Source organism: Acinetobacter sp. BIGb0102 (genome assembly GCF_003815055.1).
Taxonomy (GTDB): domain Bacteria; phylum Pseudomonadota; class Gammaproteobacteria; order Pseudomonadales; family Moraxellaceae; genus Acinetobacter; species Acinetobacter vivianii.
Map to the genome: position 1 here is coordinate 354,022 of NZ_RKQE01000010.1, position 19,885 is coordinate 373,906.

A 19,885-nucleotide genomic window follows, 5' to 3' on the forward strand; every position below is an offset into this window, starting at 1 on the left:
AGGTTTTTTATGTACTCAAAGTTATTAATAAATAAAGGCTTAACGCCAACTGTTGCCAGAGTTTCCGTTTTAGAAGTACTTGCTCAACATAACGGTCTTACCGCAGATGATATCTATATGATTGCCAATAAACAAAGCGGCCTCAAAATAGGCACCATTTACAGAGTTTTGTCCGATCTGGAAAAACATCATCTTATTCAAAGAATCCTGTTTGGTCGAAACAAAAGTGTATATAAGCTACTTAAGCAAAGAATCAATTGTAATGTGAGAGAAACCATAAACGGAAATATGCATGCTTATAACAATCCTGAAATCACCACATTACTCGAAGAAATCATGGATAAACTTGGGGATGAGTTTTCAACAGCAGAACTAATTTTGTATAAATAAAGCTTTTGCATCACAAGTTAAATTCAATTTATCGACTAAATGTGAAAAAGTCGTAGATAGATGGAAAATATGCTTGTCCAATCTAAAGAAATTGTGAATACTCGTGCCGCAAATTCGGACTGTAAAATTACTTTTAGGACTCGGCAAATACTGTGAAAACCTTTCCACTTTCTCGTTTACAAACAGCATTACTGGCAGTTGGCTCATTTTCATGTTTAGGGCTGCTTTCCACAGCAGCACAGGCCGAAACTGAAGGCGAAACCACTCGGCTTGCCACCATTACAGTCAATGCTCAGGCTGCGGAAAGTGCGTATTATCAACCTAAAGTCAATTTAACTGGTTTTAATCAACACAGTCTGGCCGAAATACCCGCTTCGATCAGTACTATCACAGCTGAACGTATTGCAGATCAACATGCAAAAACACTTACCGATGTGGTAAAGAATGATGCAGCAGTAGGGGATGGCTATGCACCGATTGGCTATTATCCGAACTTTGTCATGCGTGGTTTTGCCCTGAATCTGGGTTCAAGTTATTTGCTGAATGGCAATGTGATTCGCGGTGAGCAAAATGTAGCACTTGAAAATAAAGAACAGGTTGAAATCCTGAAAGGAATTAGCGCGATTCAAAGTGGCATGTCAACACCCGGTGGTGTGGTCAATTACGTGACTAAACGTCCTAAAGACATACGGTCGGTTACCGTAGGTACTGATAGTGAAGGTGGCTATCGTATTGCGACAGATCTAGGTGGGCTGTTGGGCGAGCAGCAACAATTTGGTTACCGCATTAATCTGGCCAATGAAGAAATTCATCCTTATGTTGAACATGCCAATGGACGTCGTTTATTCGGTTCAGTCGCTTTAGACTGGAAAATTTCAGATCGTTCCCAGCTCGAATTTGATCTTGAATCACAACATCAACGTCAGCGTTCTGTACCAGGTTATCAATTATTGGGTGGAAACGCCGTACCAAGTGGTGTGAAATGGGATCGTTTATTGGGTTATCAAAGCTGGAGTAAACCTGTAAGCAGTGATAGCTTAAATACAGGATTAAAATATACTTATCAGATCAATGACAACTGGACGTCGCATTTAAGTGCTTCACAAAGCCGTGTTGTGGTAGATGATTATTCATCATTTGCTTGGGGTTGTTATAGTGAAAGTTGTCAGACGCAAAGTAATACTTTTGACCCAAATGGTAATTACGATATTTATGACTTCCGCAATCCAGATGATAGCTATCTCACCAATCAATTTAAGGCTGGCATAAACGGTAAATTTAATACCGGTACATGGCAACACAATCTCAGTGCGGAATTGTCACACACAGCTAAACGCCATTCACAATATGATGCAATAAATGAAATGGTTGGTTCAGGCAATATTTATCAGGATAGCATCGCGTATCAACCAACTGATAAGCGTTTGGCGAATCACTACAAGTCTCTAGAAAGCCAGCAAACCGCATTAACATTGATTGACCAGATTGATTTCAATGCGGCTTGGTCAGTTTTAGCGGGTGGAAAACTCCTACATTTAGATGAAAATGCTTATCAGGCAGATGGTCAGCGCATTCGAAAGACCGATTTTAATCGTTTCTTGCCGCAATTTGCCGTGATGTATCAACCTTGGGAACGCACGCACTTATATGCATCTTATGCCAAAGGTTTAAGCGATGGTGGTCAGGCACCTTGGTTTACCAATAATGCGCCTATAATGCTAGCCCCAATACATTCAACTCAATATGAATTGGGTGTCAAACAGCAATGGCAAGATTTTCTCTTTACGGCAGCATTATTTGATTTAAAACAAGACAATCAGTACACCAATGCAGCCAATAACTATATTGCTGAAGGTGAACAGCATAACCTTGGATTGGAATTCGGTTTACAAGGTCGTTTAGGTGAAAATCTGGATATTACATCAAGTCTGGCATTGACACGTTCACGACTTAAAGATGTACAAGTGACTGAATATAAAGGACATCAGACTCAAAATGCGCCAAATGTACGTTTTGCCAGTCATTTATCTTATCAAGTCCCACAAATTGATGGATTACGTTTATTGGCAGGTATGCAGTACAGCAGTAGTAAGTATGCCAATAAAACAGGCACAGTGAAGGTGTCAGGCTATAGCGTATTTGATGCTGGCGCTGCGTATAACTTTCATGCGCACGGTTATGACAATACATTGAGATTGAATGTCGATAATTTATTGAATAAAAAATACTGGCGCGATGTAGGTAATTTTGTTGGGGATGATTATTTATTCTTGGGTGCGCCACGTACAGCACAGTTGTCGTGGACTGTGAATTTTTAATTTTCCATAGAATTTAAAATACCGAGAAAGCATCACGGCGTAAACTTTAAATCATCTAATAAGTTTACGCCGTTTTTATTTAGATTCGTATAGAGCATTAGAAGACTTAAAACTAGAGTTTGGTGAGGAACAAGTCGTGATCTTAATAAATTATAATTATTTCGCATAATGTATATTATGTTAAATTGAGTACATGATACTTTAAGTTCATAGACCTCTTTGCTTAACCTAAAATCAATCACTTATATAAAATAACATTTCACATTCAGTTCACTTATGTTTATATTCTATTTACTTCATAAAGTTCTTGGTACTTAGAATGTTTGTCGTAAAAACAATTAAACTTTCAAAAAAGTATTCTAATCAAAATCACATAGTTCTATTGTTTGATACTTCAGCTACAGTACCTTGTCTCTATCCTTTACTCTATTCTACGACTGTCCTGAGATTTCAAAGTTTTGCCACACAACAATCAGATATGCTGGCACTAAAGTTTTGGTATGAGTTTTGGCATCAGAAATATTCAACTTTGTTCTGTGAGTCATTTTTGTCTTCCAAATATGAACCTGAGATTTTTTTGAATGAAATCGATAACTTTATTGTTTTCTTGGAAAATAATAAAAAGTTAGAAACAAATTTGATTCGACTTAGATCAAATGTAGATGCTAACTATATGACCATTACACAGCGTTTGAGATCATTGTTTAAGTATTTCGTGTATCTTTTAGATGAATATTGGAACACCCGTTATCAAGATATTACAATCAGAGAATTAACAAATCGTAGGAAAAAAATAGATTTGTTCTTATTAAACAAAAAAAGGATTTTTAGTAAATTTTCTAAACATAGTTTAACTATAAAAAGTGAAATTAATCATAGCTTTAAAAGCTTAAATAATGAAATGGTGGCTATGCTTTATAAAATTATTCGCCCAGACCAGACAGCTAATATAAATATAGACAATCCATTCTCAACGAAATCACATCAACTTCGTAATTTTCTGATGGTACATCTTATGATGAACTACGGTTTACGGGTTGGTGAACTAATGCTTCTTACAAAAAGATCAATAAAAAAATCCCTCAATTCTGACTCATATAGTCTCATAATAACTAATACAGATGATGAACATGATTTCAGACAGAGAAAACCTAGCATAAAAAATGAGCAATCTTATAGAGTTATAAAACTAGATAGTATGGATTATAAATTTTTGATGCTATACATAGAAAAGATAAGGAATTTCAATAATTCAGATATCTTGTTTACATCACTTAAACCACCCTACTCTCCACTAAGCTATTCATCCATCAATGCAATTTTTAAGATGATAGAACAAGCGTTTAGGACTTCACATCCCGTATATTTTGATGATACAAATATTGACTCAATTCAGAAGTTAACCCCTCATGTATGTCGTCATACATGGGCATATATCACTTTGACTTTTGCTATAAAAAAATATCGAAACGAAAGTGCATCACCATTAAATCAAAGCAATGATGAAATTATGAAAAAAGCACTAGAAGATCTACGCGTCTTAGGTGGTTGGAGCGCTAACAGTATAATGCCAAGTTACTATGCAAAAAGATTTATTGTTGATAGTGCTAACCTCATGAATTTGCAGCGTATATCCAAAGAATTATGGAAAATATAAATAATGGAGCAATTTGACCTTTTTGAAGGCTTTCAAGAGCAACATTCTGTATCGGTTTTTAATGATCAACAGATAATAGTTCTTCAGAATCTGAGTAAAAAAATACCAAAAATTGTTAAATTTTTAGTTGCCGATAAATTTGACGATAAATTTATCAATTCTTCAAACAATATATGGAGATTTTATTATTCAGGACAGACAGAAAATTTAGATTTTTCAAAATTTTCTGAAAGTGAGAATGTATTGGTTAAGTTTTTTTTAATAGCTTTTATTCAGAAAAACAGTCCATCTTTTTTGAGCCGAAAATTTTATACATTTATTTTTTTAATCAATTACTTGAAAAATAATAATTTAAAATTTAATTATGAAAATTTAAAAAGAATATTGATTGAAATTGCTCCACAAAAAAATTATAGCAATGATTATTCTCATATTAAATTTCTATTGAAACTTCTAGTCTTAGAAGATTTTCCTGACTTTGAGATAGATGATGATTTTGAATTGGAGTTTATCCCTAGACCTAAATCTTTTAATTCAAGTTTATTCTATCAGGAATATGAAGATACTATAGATTACCCTTTAATTTCAATGATTCAACAAGGCTTTATCAAGTTAAACCAAGCTATCAAAGATGATTTTCAAGGTATAGATAAACAAACTCTACTTTACTCATCAATACTTGGTTTAGTGTATGTAACTGGTCTTAGACCTGTGCAATTAGCAAAGCTATCTGCTGAAGACATAAAAATAGATACCTCACGTACTACTGATCATTTTCATCGGTATAGCATACTAATTCCCTATGCAAAACAAGCACGTTATATACATGAAAAGATCGCAGTTAAATTACCAGAAGAAGTTGCTGAAATCATTATTGCTTATATCGAAAAATTTAACTTAAGCCCAAAAAACAAGTTATTTGATTTAGGAGAAAATTCTGCACGCTTTTGCTCAAAAGCAATTAATACAAAGTTATTTGATTTTGCTCCCAAAGCCTACAGAGAAGCTGTTCTAGCAGGTGAAATGATAAAACAAAAGTACTCTTTTTCTGATTTTAGGCATCATGTTGGTTATAGTTTGGCAATGGCAGGGTCTTCTGCTGAAGAGATTGCTTATATCTTGGGTCATTCTTCTGTTGTAACTGCTAGACATTATATTTTCTCTACCCCTGAACTTGCTCAAATTAGAGCGCAAGCACTTGGTAAAAATTCTCTGTATAGACAAATGATCGCTATGCTCCTGACTGGAAGGCTAGTTTATAAGAAAAATTGGCTTCAGAAAAAAGTACTAGGAAATATTGGTAGTAAAATTCATTATGATATTGGTGGGTGCTCCTACGAAGACAAATGTTTATTTCAACCAGTTCGCAATTGCTATGGTTGCATGTACTTTCATCCTTTTATAGATGCTAACCATAATCATGTTTTACAAAGCATACAAAGTGAAATCAATGATCTTATTAAGCTATCAGATGGAATAGGGGTATCTAGAAATCCATTGATTCGAGTGCATGAGTCAACTAAATTTGAAATTGAATCTGTAATAACTCGTTGTGCATTACAGAAGGATGTAACTCATGAACATTGAAAAATATAATGTTTTTATTGACGAGCAAAAAAATTACTTTAATCAGAATTTACAGTCTAATTTTAAATGGAGTTGGAACGATTCATCTTGGTATGGAGGTACAGTTGGATCAGGGTGGTTGTTGTCTAGAAGTGGTAAAACACATTTCACTTTTGGCGCGATTAGACAATTGAAAGGTATCGAAAACAATATCATTGAACCAATTTTTCAAGAGTTTATTAAATCTGTACTTATCCTTAGTTATCGTAAATCTAACTCCAAAGCATCACCCCAAAAACTATATGCAGAATTTTTAATCCTGAAGCGTTGGTATAGTGCTCTATATGCTGAAAAAATCGAGAGCATACACCCCTGCCATTTATCTACATTAATATTAAATAATTCTTTTGAAATTTTGGCAGAAAATTCGAGTAAAACGAATCTACCTGATCATGCTGGTACATACCTTAGATTACAGGAGATGTTAAATCATTACGGTTTTACTGAACAACCTTTAGAATTTTCTCAAAAATACCTATATATAAACCGCCAGAATAGAACCCCAAATGCTAAGAAGACAAAAGCTTTAATTGATCAATTGGAACTAGATGAAGATGATCTTGATAAAGAAAAGCTGATTTCAATTCGTACATTTATAAATATTGTTTCACTCATCAGTTTGTGTGAGACGAATGGTGAAAAGATTGTTCTAAATCTTTTATTACTACTCATCGTCACTGGTTTGCGTTCAACGGAAGCAATCCTTTTAAAAACAGATGCATTGATTAAGCAACCTATACTTGATCCAGTAACAAAGGAACATCTAACTTTAGATGGCAAAAAGCAATATACTTTGGGAATTCAATATCATGGCGCAAAAGGTGCTGGATTTAGAATACATTGGGTTGAACCCTTATCTGCAAATTTAGTTGAGACAATATTTCAATCGGTATTAGAACTGACCAAAGAATATAGAGAGCATGTGTATTATATCAGGTCAAAAAACTGTTCGGATTTTTTGCCAAAATCTATTGATGATATTGGCCAGGATTTTGTCGAAATAGATGATCTTATTGGAACTATTTTTGGAGTAAAAGATAACTATAAAGGTAGAGCTGGACAACGTGATGTTGTTATCAAATCCATTAAAAATATTCCAATTTATAATGAAATTAGAAATGGTCAAGGTGTTGAACGATATTACTTAAAAGAAGATATTAATCAATTTATTAAAGGATTAGCCAATTATGACTCTGAATATCCTATCGATCATGTTTTTAATTATGAAGGAAAAACAGAAAAAATCGCTTATGAAGATCTACTTTTTATTCATGAGTTTAGATCTACAACACTGCATAGAGCATTTGTTAATAAAACGAATGTAATTCCTTTAAATGTAACGTTAATTAACAGTTTTTTAGGAAATACATTAAGTATTTCCGTTTTTGAAAAATACCATTTACTTGAAAATGAAACAGAATACTCAAAGCTTACAAGTCATATCCCACGGCACAACATCAATACTTTTCTTGCTCTCAGTGGTTTAGCTGAACATTTACAAGCAATGCTCATGGGGCGTGTAGACATCAAGCAGAATCAATATTATCAACACTTAGCGTTAAAACAACGCAAAGTTACAGCCAGTTTGCTAGAAAAACATGAATTAGTACTTTACGAAAATGATAAACAAGAACTCAAGCCAGACTATCCAATTGATTCTATTAAATATGATGGATTAATGTACTTTTCAGAAAAGTTGGATCTAGAAAATAATTTAAAGATGAATTTACAAACCTTTGACTCGAAAAATGAAGTAGCAAGTTATGTAAAGGAATCTTTCTTTGATGAATATTTTCAAGATATCGCAGAGTCATTTAATGAATTGGTTAAAGAAGATCAATCATTAGCCAACTCATTAGTTCAACGTCATGCTTGTTTACACCCCTTGCCTTTTGGCGGGTGTATGCGTGAAGTCGCTGTCCACGATTGCCCTAAACGCCTTGCATGCCAATCAGGTGATCAATGTGGGAACTTCGCCTTAACAGGTCGTAAAGGTGAATTAGAAGCTCTTCAACATACTTTGAATAAGCTATTGGATCAATTTCAACATATAGAGCAAATCCTCACCCATGATTTTTCTTATGGAGAAATGCTGGAAAATTTACATCAAAAGATTCTTTATTTAAGTGATTTAAAAGCTAAAGCACTTGATAGACAAAAGAATTTAACGCCTATCCCTGTTTTTCCTTATGAAAATACAATTAGTAAATTACCAACCACATTAAGTGAACTGTTCGCTATAGAACAACAAAAAATTGAGTCTAAGGAAGCCTGATATGTTACGTGGTAAACAATTAGATGAAGTCATCGAACAAGAATTACAAATGATGTTGGTTGAAGGTTTTGAAAAATCCCCTATTTCGCACAAAGCTCTCCATAGCCGTCTAACAGCAAAGGGCTATATATCAGGTGGGCTAAGTACTTTGAGTTCTGCTGAACGGAAGAACCTCATATCTCTGTATATATCCCAGCAGATTTCTCCACTGCACCTAAAGACTAAAGAACAGCAACTTTATGTGAATAAAAAGACAAGACAGGCTCTTACAGATACCAATAAAAATCTACGTTCACAAATTGATGATTTGGAGTCACAGCTTCACCAGAATACAGAAACACTTATAGATATTATAGAAGAGGTAAAATTAAGAACTAACTTGAAGATAGATCATCTACTAGCTCCCCACCTTCTCAAAAAATATTTATCACGGGAGTAATATTTTAGGATCAACATTGAGTGTTTGTGAGATTTGGTAGAGTTTTTCAACAGTAATGCTGACTTCTCCCCTTTCAATTCGCCCTAAATAGCTGCGATCAATTGCAGTTAGCAGTGCTAACTGCTCTTGGCTAATAGATTTATTTTTCCGAGTTTCCCTAATTTTTGAGCCAATCGACAGTGCTAGTTCTTGATTCATAGGTGACTACCGTAAATACAAGAACTATCAGGAATTGAAGTGTTTTAATCCACGGACTATAATCCTCATTATTTGAGTAATGAATATGGAAATTCAAAACTTACCCATGTTTAAAGAACTTTCCCGTGTACTTTGTAGTTATAAGATTGACTCATGGCAAACGGTAGACTTTTGGGATAAAGTTAAACTTTTGAAAGTAATAGATAATAATGTTAACTATCAAAGTGTTTATCGGTTGATACTTCGACTAGTTAAAGATGGTTATTTAACCGTTGATGTTGAAAAAAGTAGATATGGACAAACTACCTATACCGAAGCTGAAAATTTGCATGATCTACGATCACAGTTTTGCATTGAGTCAAGATCTACCATCCAAGAACTAAATTTGAAAAAAGAAGAGTTTGTGTTCGAAATTACTGCACTAGAACAAGAAGTCGATGCATTGGAAGATTTAAAAGATCAATTTCCTGATATCCAATTTAGAATTGAACAATTAAGACTGATAAAAATTAAAGAAATTGAGAGTTTAAAGCCACAAATTAGAGCAATAAGTAGTTTAATTTTATATTTTAGAGAGTAAGCTAATCTAAAAATCACATATATTCGATCTTGACTATAAAACACAAAAAATACGATGAAATAAAAATTATTCCTTAGTCTCATAGAAAATTAAAATTACAGCTGATAAAATTGAAGAAATATTTTTAAGTTTTTGAATTAACTAAACATATTTAATATATAACTTTTGTAAAATTCTGAAGGATAAATAGTTTGAGCTTGAATAGTGCCCATGAAGGTTATAATTACCAAGATTTACTTACAAGTTACTTTATCCTAAAAGAAGTATTAGAAGGCAATTGGGAAAGTATATTTTCAATCGATAAAAAAAATACCTCAGAAGGAGTACCTGACAGATTTGATGATTTAGTCATTATAAATGGAACAAAAATACAGCGTAAACAAATAAAGTACAGCAATGATTCTACTTCTAAGACATTAGAAAAAGATGATCTCGCGAATGATAGTGGGTATGGGCTAGCAATTTATAAACTATTTGAAACATGGCGTGATTTAAGGACACCTGAAACAGAGTTTAGACTATGCTTAGCATGGAATGAACCCACCGATGATAATATTTGCCGAGTATTACGCCAAGAAAATTTAACTTTATCTTTCGATGATGATATTACTAAAATTTTTAAGATTAATCTTGATAATCTTTGGGAGATTAATCCAGTAAAATTTAATCGATGGAACAATTTTAAAAATTATGTAAAAGAAAACAGCTTAGACAGAAATATTTTTAATAATTTTTGTAGTGATTTACTAATTGAAACTAATTTTCCTAAAGCTAGTTTAGAATTTGACAAACCCAATGATTTAGAAAAAATATTAATTAGACAAGCAGAAAAATTAGGTATAGGTCAATATCCTAACGATGATGTATGTATACCAGATTTTCTTGTAAGATTAGCCGAATTAGCAGGGAAATGTAGAAGTTATTCTAGAGAGATATCAGTTAAAGAAATTCTTGATATATTAAGAGTTAAAACTAATTTTGGAGAAATTGAACAAAAATTTCAAATTGATCAACATAAAAACATAGTATTAGATAGTAAAAATCAAGAATTTTTAGAGCAAATAAATCAAAATCAGAAAAACTTGATGATTGGTGAACCTGGTGCAGGAAAATCATGGTTTTTAACAAATTTCATTGAATATCTTGAGGAAATTAATATTTCTGTAATCAGGCATTATTGTTTTACAGGAACAGAAGATAATTTAAATGAGCAGAGAGTTCTTTCAGATGTTTTTTTTGGAAATTTAATTTCAACCCTACTAAAAAAATTCCCAAAAATAAGAAAGGAAAAAGAGAATTTACTAGCAGCAAGTCTAAAAGAATTAAATTTATTGTTATCAAAAATTGATCGCCCATTAATCATTATTATTGATGGGCTAGATCATATTGAAAGAACACTTAAAATATCAACATCTTTATCACAAGAGAGAACTAGAATTATTAACTATATCTCACAGATAGAGATTAATAAAAATATTAGTATCATTTTAAGTTCACAACCAGTAAATGAGGTAAACCCTTTAATTGATAATTATTCTTTCATAAAAATAGATTTGCCGAAGTGGGATGTAGAAAAAACAAAATTATTAATGGTGAAATTTAATATTGACGATATTAAATTCGATGAATATTTTTTATCAAACTTGTTAAATGATAAAAGTCAAGGAAATCCTTTATATTTGACTTATATACTTAAAACCATTAACACCTATTCTAATGTATCAAAAGAACATATAGATAATCTACCATCTTATGACTTTAACCTTAAAAGTTACTATGAATATATTTCTAATAAACTAGAGAATAATTTAACTTCTGATTTTTTAGGATGTTTGGATTTTTCAGTTGATATGTCAGAATTATCAGAATTAATTATTTTTAGTCAATACCTTAAAAATGAACTTGAAATATTATCACCTTTATTAATGATAAATAGTTTTAGAGGAGGTATTAGTCTTTATCATGACAGTTATAAAAGGTATGTACTAGAACGACTTTCAAGTTTAGAGCGGAAAAATATTGATGTGCGGATTAGTACATGGCTTAAAGAAAAAGGTTTTTATGAAAATACTAAGTCATATAGATATTTATTAAACTATTTAATTAAATCTGAACAATATAATTATGTTGTTGAATATGCTAATAATGATTTTCTAAACGAAAGCTTATTTAACGGTCATTCAGAATTTTATATAAAAAATAATATTAAGAGCTTTGTAAAAGTTGCAGGTATTTTACAAGATTGGCCATTATTTATTTATATAAATGAACTAAATAGAACTGTTGTTTCAACCAGTTCAGAGGAAAATTACAGCCAGTTTCTTGAAAAATTTGAATATTACTTTGAAGCCATATGCTTGATACATGGGACTGAAAAAGCAAATTCATTACTTTTCTTTAATGGTGAAAAAAATTTCAATGACGAAATTATAGCTAAATCTTTTACAATTTTGCAGAAATATGGGTACTCTCCTAGATGGAAAGAAATAGATAGTTTATTTGAAGATGAAATTGATCTAGAGAATATTAAATATTATGTTTACAGCTGTACAAGTCACGAAGATTTAAAGCATCTTTTTCTTAATCTAGTAGAGGAAGAGAATAAAGATTTTTTTAAACAGGCTATTTTTGCATTAATAGATATTAAAAAAATAGATGATATTTTCACCCTTTACGGATATATAGAATTTGATCAAAAAAATGCAATAGCAAAAATAATAAATGAAATATTAAAAAATAAGGACATCACTAAAAGATTGGAATTAATTAATCAAGAAGATTTTGAAGTTAAAGAACTAAAACCTTTAACTATAGATTTTAAAACCAGTTACATAGATTCAAATGAGTTAAATGCTTTTTATTTTAACATCAGTCTATATGCTCAAAATGATATAAAAAAATTAATTGATTTTGAAAAAAAGATACCATCCAAAAATTTCTTTTATAATTGGATTAAATTTTTTATTCGCTTTTTTATTATAGAGAACACTGTAGAAGATCAGGAAAAAGAAAATGAAATTGTTAAAAATTTTAATTTCTTAGCAAGTGAAATTAATCCTTATAAAGGTTCGCCAAGAGCTGTTGATTTTACATATAGTAATGGTGGTTTGATCCGACATACCATTAGAATCTGTCTGAAATATGTAAAGACTGAGGAATCATGGAAGTCTGTAATAAATGACTTATTAGCGATTCCCTATCCCGCATTACCAATTATAGAGTTTGATTTTATTAATAATGAAAATATATTATTATTAATAAATGCTTATGAAAAATTTCACCAATCAGAAGATTCTGATTATAGTCAATATGCAGATTATTGTTTTAAAAAATCAATTTATTATGCTAAATTGAATAATTTTGAAAAAGCTAAAAGTGAACTTAGAGAAGCCATTACCAACATAACAAGTTATAGTTTTAGAAAAGATACAACCTTATCAGAATTAATATCTCCTTTAAATTCAATTAATAGAATTAATTCTGTAATTGCCAGAGAAAATGTTAAAAAATTAAAATATTTAAGTGATGCTGTCATGAAGCATACTGAAGATGGAAAAGGAATAAGATGGCTAGCTATAGATTGGTATAGAGAACTTTTAAATATAGATATAAATTTAGCAACTAAATACCTTATTTATGAATTTATTAAAGACCCATACTTTTGGAAACTTGACTATATGTTTTTAGAATTATTGCAGAAAAGTAGCAATACTAATCCTATAATTTTAAATTTTTTATACATATTATCTCCAACGAATAATAGACCTGAGTATTTAGAAAGTTTTATGGATATAATTCTTTTATTGGAATCAGTTGATATTGATTTAGCTAAGAGATCTTTACTTAACTTATATAGTAGAAGCTGGAATGATAGTTATAATGACTTAAAAGATAGCGTTATATCTAAATTTGAAAATACATTGAATAAATTTGGTTTAGCTAGAATTTACCAACCAAACAAAAAGGCTAACAATTCTGACAAATATCTAAGTTCATCAAAAAGTAAGCTCTCTGAAGAGTTATCTCAAAAACTCTGTTTACCTGAATCCTTCATGAATAAGTCAGAAATAGAGATTATTAACTATTATACAAACAAAGAAGTTCTATCCAATATCGACCTAAATAATATATATTTTTTTATAAAAGAACATTACAATGAAAAGGTTATTATTAATTTTTTAATTCCACTTATTAGGAAAAGATTTCCTTGGGGCGGAATAAAGCATTTTGAAAACCTTAACTTATTAGTAAATAACTTAGATCTTACTCATGAGTTAAGAGTATTTCTTCTTATTAATATTTTCATATATTCACAAGATGGGAATTTACATAAATTTGTTCATAAAGAGTCTCTAAAAGAAGCCATAAAAATTGATAAAAAGTTAGCTATTAAAGAGTTGTCTCGATGTCTTATTACATGCTATCCTAATAATGACTATATGCCAGATTCAACAGCAAATCTAATTATTGCTTTTGAATATTCTGGTATTAATAATGACATAGTCCTAAGTATGTATAACAAAGGTTTTAGCTATATTGAAAGCCGATTACCTGATAATAATGATTTTGATTGGAATAAAGTTGAAGCTTCAGAATTTTCTAATATGAATGATAATGAGCTTGCAATTGTATTGATTTTAAGTAAAACCAGACACCATGATGCAGAAATTCAAAGAGAAGTTCTTGTTGCTATATCCTATTTAATTTCTTATGATGAAACACTACTTATTCAACCTTTAAAATGGTTTTTTAAAAATTCAATTGATTTTTATCATTTATCAATTTCTGGAATCTTAGAAATAATATTTCATGAAAGAAAAAACTGTAAAATACTTTTGGAAAATATAGTTAATGAATTATCCCATGTTTTAATTAAGAAAAATTTATATATTAAAAATCTTTATACAGATATTATTAATGGAATTTAATTCAAATGCTTGATGCTCATTTAAATATAGTAAGATCTAGTAAATATATTAAGTATTTAAATTCAATTGGAATTGAAACTGAGTCTATTTTTGACATGGTTGAATCACAATTTGATAGGAATATTTTCGATTTATTTATTAATAATTCTGAACAATTACTTTCACCAAATATTTATATAGAAGAGTTGGTATTTAGTGTTTTGTGTAGGTATCTTAATGAAAATTACTCTGATTCTGCAATTTTTGAAGATGACGCTAAATTAGATGTTAAATCTATTATTGCTCATTCTAAATCGATAATTCAACGTCCAAAAATACCTCTTCCCTCCGATGAAATTTTAGGTTTTAAAGAACCAAGTGTTGAAAATGGTTTTGTGAGAATTTCTAGGTTTGAAATCCAATTAATTTTAAAAAATTATAATATTAATAATTATAATAAGAGTGTCATTTTATTTGAGGGACTACTTCCTGTGAAAGTTGAGACTAACCCTTTAAGACGTGATTTCTCTTCTTATCATATCTGGAATAATAGTTTTTATCTCGGTACTCCTTTTATACAGGGCTTATGTTATAATATGAATGACATGGGGTTGCCCTCTATATTATGGCTAAATAGCCAGTTTGTCACTTTACTGGAATTGCGGATTGATAATTATAAAAATGGCTTAAGGGCTATAAACAAAAATGATGAAGTTATTTTAGAATTTAGATATTGGAAAGATAAAAAAATAGGAAATGGAGCTTCCTTTGTTGGAACTAATTCGAATATTCCAACATGTGAAGGATGTGATTTGATTTTAAGGGAAGATTATTATACCCAATTAAAAAAAATATTTCCTAATTTATCATTTTATACTAAAGCTCTACTTTAAATCAGGTTTATTGCATAATGATATAAAAGCCAAGATTTCCTATACTTACTCAAATTTAATGTAAAAATTGAATATGTGATTGACTTAACTTCCTAAAATTGAAATTAGATGTTTTTTGCATAGATCCAAGTGTTAAATCATCATTGCGATTCTTGCGTACCACACCATGGGCACGTGAAAAAGTAGAAAGCTTATATTTATATGTCTTACGTCAAAAAACCAAACTGAAATCGTAGGTATCAGCACCCTAACCTCAGCATTTTGGTTAGTGAATAGCTACTAATTTTGTAGACACCGTTAAGTTAGATAATATAGCTAATTAACGAGGTGTTTTATGAGCACTAATCATTGAAATGAATTCTTACAAACTGTAGGCTACTATATGATCACCGCAGGTTGAAAACCATTAATTTATCTCAATTTTTATATCAACTAGGAGCATCTCCAGAGCAGAAAACATACGCATTCTAACACTTAGTGTTTTACTTTCACCAAGTTGATAAGAGGTACACATGAATCAAAACAACCTGGCTCTGACTCATACAGAAGTTTTAAGCGTGTTAAAGCCTATTTATCTCTTTGAAACAAAAACTAAAATTGGAACGCTATCCCAACTAGCTATCGGTTCTGGTGAATGGGGCTTCGATGTTACGTACAGCAAAGAACGCTTTTTAAATCTTTGCCATCCAACAGGTATAAGTTTTCAAGCTGATTTAAAAGCTGGAATCGGTAAAAGTAAGAACTCTTACGAAATCATCAAAGGAACTATTTCAAGAACTAGTAATGCTAGGAGCTCTTTTTTTGATGGCGTAACCTTAAATGGACAAGGTGAGAATGGCTGGAAATTACGTTTAGCGCAATTGGGAGCAACCTATTCTCTACTCTCACATTGGTCATTATCTAATGACGTTGCAACAGTTGTTTTACCAACAGGTACAGGTAAAACTGAAACGATGCTCATTACAACTTTGTCCGATAAAGCCAACAGAACATTAGTCATAGTTCCAACAATTGATCTTAAACGTCAAATATCAGATAAATTTGCTTCTTGGGGAATATTGAGAGAATTAGGTGTAATACCCCAAGATGCTCCAAACCCCAAAGTTTTAGTTTTGAATAAAATATTAACTAGCGAAGAACAATTAGAGATTTTAAAAGAAGCTGAGATAGTTGTTTCCACTCCTGCATTTTTTGCAAGAGCTAAAAGTGGTGTAGCAAATGCTGCAAAGGATTTATTCACCCACGTATATTTCGATGAAGCTCATCATATGGGCGCGGCAGAGTGGCAAGAACTCAAAAAATTATTTTCAAACAGCAAAATTGTCCAATTCACAGCTACCCCTTATCGAAATGATCGGCAACCAATTGAAGGAAAAATAGTATATAACTATTCATTATCACAAGCTTTGAGGGATTCTTGCTTTTCCCCTATCTCTCTTGTATCAGTTGACGAGAAACACCCTAAGAAGAAAGATAAAGCTATTGCAGATGCAGCTATGGAAAGATTAAAAAGCGATAGAGCTAATGGCTTTAATGCACATAGAATTATGGTACGAGCTGAGAATCGAACAAAAGCAGAAGAATTATTTGAAGATTACCAACAGTGGTATCCAAATGAAAGAATTGTGCTAGTACACTCTGGTATCACTGGCAGAAAAAAGATCATAGAAGACATTAGAGATCATAAATATGACATCGTAGTATGCGTCGACATGCTTAAAGAGGGGTTCGACTATCCTAACTTTAAAATTGCTGCAGTTCATAGTGTGCACAAATCTTTGTCTGTACTACTTCAATTTATTGGTCGGTTTACACGCACTCAAGAAAAATTAGGACCTGCATCATTTGTTGTTAATTACGCAGAAGAAAAAATGTCCCAAGAGCTTGAGAATCTTTTTCAGGAAGGTTCAGGCTGGGAAACTGTTATTAGCGAAATAGCTGATGCAAAAAAAACTGAAGCTGAGTCACTACTAACCTTTCTTCAAGGCTGTCAGCCTTATTCAGGCTTTGACTCACCAGATATAGAATTAAATCCCAAACTAGTCTATCCAGCCTTAAGTTGTGTTTGCTACAAGTGTGAGACGGTAAATTGGATTAATTTTAAAAATGCTTTTAATTTAAAACAATACGCACTCTCTCAACCATATTTTAATCAACAAGAAAATGTTTTTTATTTTACAACTCAGAAACGTGACAAAGTAAAGTGGGCGAAAACGGACAAAATTCGTGATCAGAAATGGGACTTAATCATTCTCCATTTCGATAAAACTAATAAAAATCTCTATATTGGGTATTCAGAAAAACAGCTGGATGTCAAAGAGTTAGTTGAAGCACTTACGGGAAACACAGCAACTCCACTCAACGGTGATTGTGTATTTCGGTCATTTGATTCTATTAAACGACTGAGCATAGTTCATGCTGGAATATTTAAGCCAGCTAATCATCTTCATCGTTATTCACGGCTAAGCGGTGCAGATGTTACAACAGAATTGACAAAGTGGAAGAATGGAAGCAGATGCCAAAAATCTGACTTTGTCGGTATAGGCTTTAGGAACGGCTTTCCAGTAAGTGTTGGTGCTTCTGTAAAAGGAAAAATTTGGAGTCCAGCTCGTGTTAGCGATATTAAAGAATGGAAATCATGGTGTTTATCTATAGGAAACTTGATAACAGATGATTCTATAGACTCAAATCTATTACTTGAAAATTCAGCTTCAAAAACTCAGCTTGAAACTTATCCTATCAATATGATTGTCTTGGCAACTGACTGGTCTGAAGAACTTTATGACCGAATGCATAAAATTACGATAGAACTGGCTGACATGAAACCATATTTGCTTTCAGAGTGTGATTTACATTTTGATCAATACATTGATAATAAGGCAGATTTCACACTTAAAATTCTTGAGACTGAATTAAACTTCTCGATTATCTTAGGTGGTGAAAAGGGACACTCCATAGTCGGTTTAGATAACTGTACCTTCAAACTTGATGGTTTAAAAAACACTAAAATTTCAATTAAACAGTTCTTCGAAGAAAATCCTCCCACCCTATTTCTTAGCGATGGATGCACAATTGCTGGATGTATTCATACAAACTATGGTGACCTTCCTCTATCACAAATACCAGTAGATCGTATTGAAACATTTGATTGGGCTGGTGTGGACTTTACTATTGAGTCGATGTACAAAAGCTTAGCTAAACGTGAGCATTCCATTCAAGAATACATGATGCAATATCTTGTAAACAAAGGAGCTACCATTGTTTTTAATGATGATAATTCTGGAGAGTCAGCAGATATCATAGCTATCTTTGCTAAAGATAATTTGATTCACTTTGAACTTATTCATTGTAAATACTCAAAACAAGACTCTGGCGCTAGGCTTTCTGATTTATATGAAGTGTGCGGGCAGGCCATTGTTTCACTTCGCTATAAATGGAGGCCAGAAGAACTGCTGAAACATCTTGAAAGACGAAATGGTACGGGTGTATTACAAGGTAAGCGCTTCTATCATGGTAATTCAGGTGATATTGATACCATTAAAAAAGCATTGAAATATACAGATGTGAGTTTTGAGTTTGCCATCGCACAGCCAGGTGTAAAAGCATCATCCATAACACTGGATATGCATAACTTCCTTGGTTCAGTTTACTCTACGGTCGTAGAGATGACTGAAACAAAGCTCCGTTGTTATTTCAATCAGAATTAAGAAATCGATGTACCTTCATATGAGTAAAATTGACCAGCACCTGTAAGCGGCAACACGTGAAAATACGCGACAAAGTTAAGAGTCAGCTTTACGTCAATGAAGTGGAGTGGAATGTTTTTTTACCAGCAACAGCAGATAATATTGCTAAGTATCTAGCAGACTATGCTCATAAACTTGCGATTAGCACTGGACTGCTACCGCTCCCCTAGACAAATTTAGTCTATTCTTAATATTTTTTAGTAGGAAATCATGTATTCATAACGAGGTTCATGAACTAAATATTTATAACTTGTAATTTTAATTCTCTAAGTTATTCAATTTAATTAATATAAATATATTGATTCTTATGAATCAAACTTCAGGTAAACATAAGTTAAATAGAATATCTAAGACTGTGGCCTGAGTAGCACTGCTACGTCACGCGACATATAAGTTGTCATTCGCGACAGATGTTACATCATTCATATGTCTATGTTGTGCATAGCATTCAAATTTAAATTACAACTTGGGTATTACGGTTTTACCTACTTTGATGAACTTATTTAATATGGTTACACATGCATATACTTGATTGACCTGACTCTTGAAACTTTTTGGCTCAACTTTTTCCTATTTTTCATGCTGTCCTACCTAGAGTTCTTAGCAATTCTTTAGCTCTAATGAATGACCCTTTTATCTTTCCAACATATTGTATGCGCTTATATCAAGCTTCAATGATCTAACGTCAGCATCTATATCATTGTGAAGTTTACGCAGCTCATTTAGTAGAATAAAGAATTCCAATTTCTCTGATGAAATACTACTTGGCTACCTTTTTCTTAAAAAATCTCCTGAATATTTTATTTCCGTAAAAAAGAATTCTTACGAAAATGTAATAAAATATTTCAATGCCTTA

General features: G+C 31.8%; 11 protein-coding genes and 1 pseudogene. 11 read left to right on the forward strand and 1 reads right to left on the reverse strand.

The window, feature by feature from the left end; all coding sequences use genetic code 11:
- Nucleotides 1–9 precede the first annotated feature (9 nt).
- From EC846_RS04415 to EC846_RS04440, 6 genes are all read left to right on the forward strand, one after another.
- Nucleotides 10–390: a Fur family transcriptional regulator gene (locus EC846_RS04415; protein ID WP_047427491.1), complete on the forward strand. Its 381-nt coding sequence runs from the start codon at nt 10–12 to the stop codon at nt 388–390.
- Between the two features lie 152 nt (nt 391–542).
- Nucleotides 543–2,708 (forward strand): TonB-dependent siderophore receptor, encoded by a 2,166-nt coding sequence (locus EC846_RS04420; RefSeq protein ID WP_123774333.1) that lies wholly within the window; start codon nt 543–545, stop codon nt 2,706–2,708.
- Nucleotides 2,709–3,027: 319 nt separating this feature from the next.
- Nucleotides 3,028–4,365, forward strand: a complete 1,338-nt coding sequence (locus EC846_RS04425) for a site-specific integrase (protein WP_123774334.1) — start codon at nt 3,028–3,030, stop codon at nt 4,363–4,365.
- 3 nt (nt 4,366–4,368) lie between these two features.
- Entirely contained in the window at nt 4,369–5,952 is a 1,584-nt protein-coding gene (locus EC846_RS04430) for a site-specific integrase (RefSeq protein WP_123774335.1), read from the forward strand.
- Nucleotides 5,942–8,266 carry a hypothetical protein gene (locus tag EC846_RS04435; protein WP_123774336.1) on the forward strand — a complete coding sequence of 775 codons (2,325 nt, stop codon included), beginning with the start codon at nt 5,942–5,944 and terminating at the stop codon, nt 8,264–8,266. Before EC846_RS04430 ends, EC846_RS04435 begins: the two co-directional genes overlap by 11 nt.
- A gap of 1 nt (nt 8,267) precedes the next feature.
- Nucleotides 8,268–8,705 carry a hypothetical protein gene (locus EC846_RS04440; RefSeq protein ID WP_123774337.1) on the forward strand — a complete coding sequence of 146 codons (438 nt, stop codon included), beginning with the start codon at nt 8,268–8,270 and terminating at the stop codon, nt 8,703–8,705.
- Here the strand turns inward: EC846_RS04440 and EC846_RS04445 are convergent.
- Complete coding sequence (locus tag EC846_RS04445; RefSeq protein WP_005212309.1) at nt 8,694–8,903, reverse strand: helix-turn-helix domain-containing protein; 210 nt, start codon at nt 8,901–8,903, stop codon at nt 8,694–8,696. The two genes, EC846_RS04440 and EC846_RS04445, sit on opposite strands and share 12 nt — an antisense overlap.
- A gap of 85 nt (nt 8,904–8,988) precedes the next feature.
- On the opposite strand from EC846_RS04445, the gene EC846_RS04450 reads away from it, so the two are divergent.
- From EC846_RS04450 to EC846_RS04470, 5 genes and pseudogenes are all read left to right on the forward strand, one after another.
- Nucleotides 8,989–9,483, forward strand: coding sequence for a hypothetical protein (locus EC846_RS04450; protein ID WP_171409974.1), 495 nt, complete (start codon nt 8,989–8,991; stop codon nt 9,481–9,483).
- Nucleotides 9,484–9,674: 191 nt separating this feature from the next.
- Nucleotides 9,675–14,411 (forward strand): ATP-binding protein, encoded by a 4,737-nt coding sequence (locus EC846_RS04455; RefSeq protein ID WP_123774338.1) that lies wholly within the window; start codon nt 9,675–9,677, stop codon nt 14,409–14,411.
- A 5-nt stretch (nt 14,412–14,416) separates the two neighbouring features.
- Nucleotides 14,417–15,283, forward strand: a complete 867-nt coding sequence (locus EC846_RS04460; protein ID WP_123774339.1) for a hypothetical protein — start codon at nt 14,417–14,419, stop codon at nt 15,281–15,283.
- 94 nt (nt 15,284–15,377) lie between these two features.
- Nucleotides 15,378–15,519, forward strand: a pseudogene (locus EC846_RS04465) (VF530 family DNA-binding protein); the annotation flags it as partial.
- A 276-nt stretch (nt 15,520–15,795) separates the two neighbouring features.
- Nucleotides 15,796–18,990, forward strand: a complete 3,195-nt coding sequence (locus EC846_RS04470; RefSeq protein ID WP_123774341.1) for a DEAD/DEAH box helicase — start codon at nt 15,796–15,798, stop codon at nt 18,988–18,990.
- Nucleotides 18,991–19,885 lie beyond the last annotated feature (895 nt).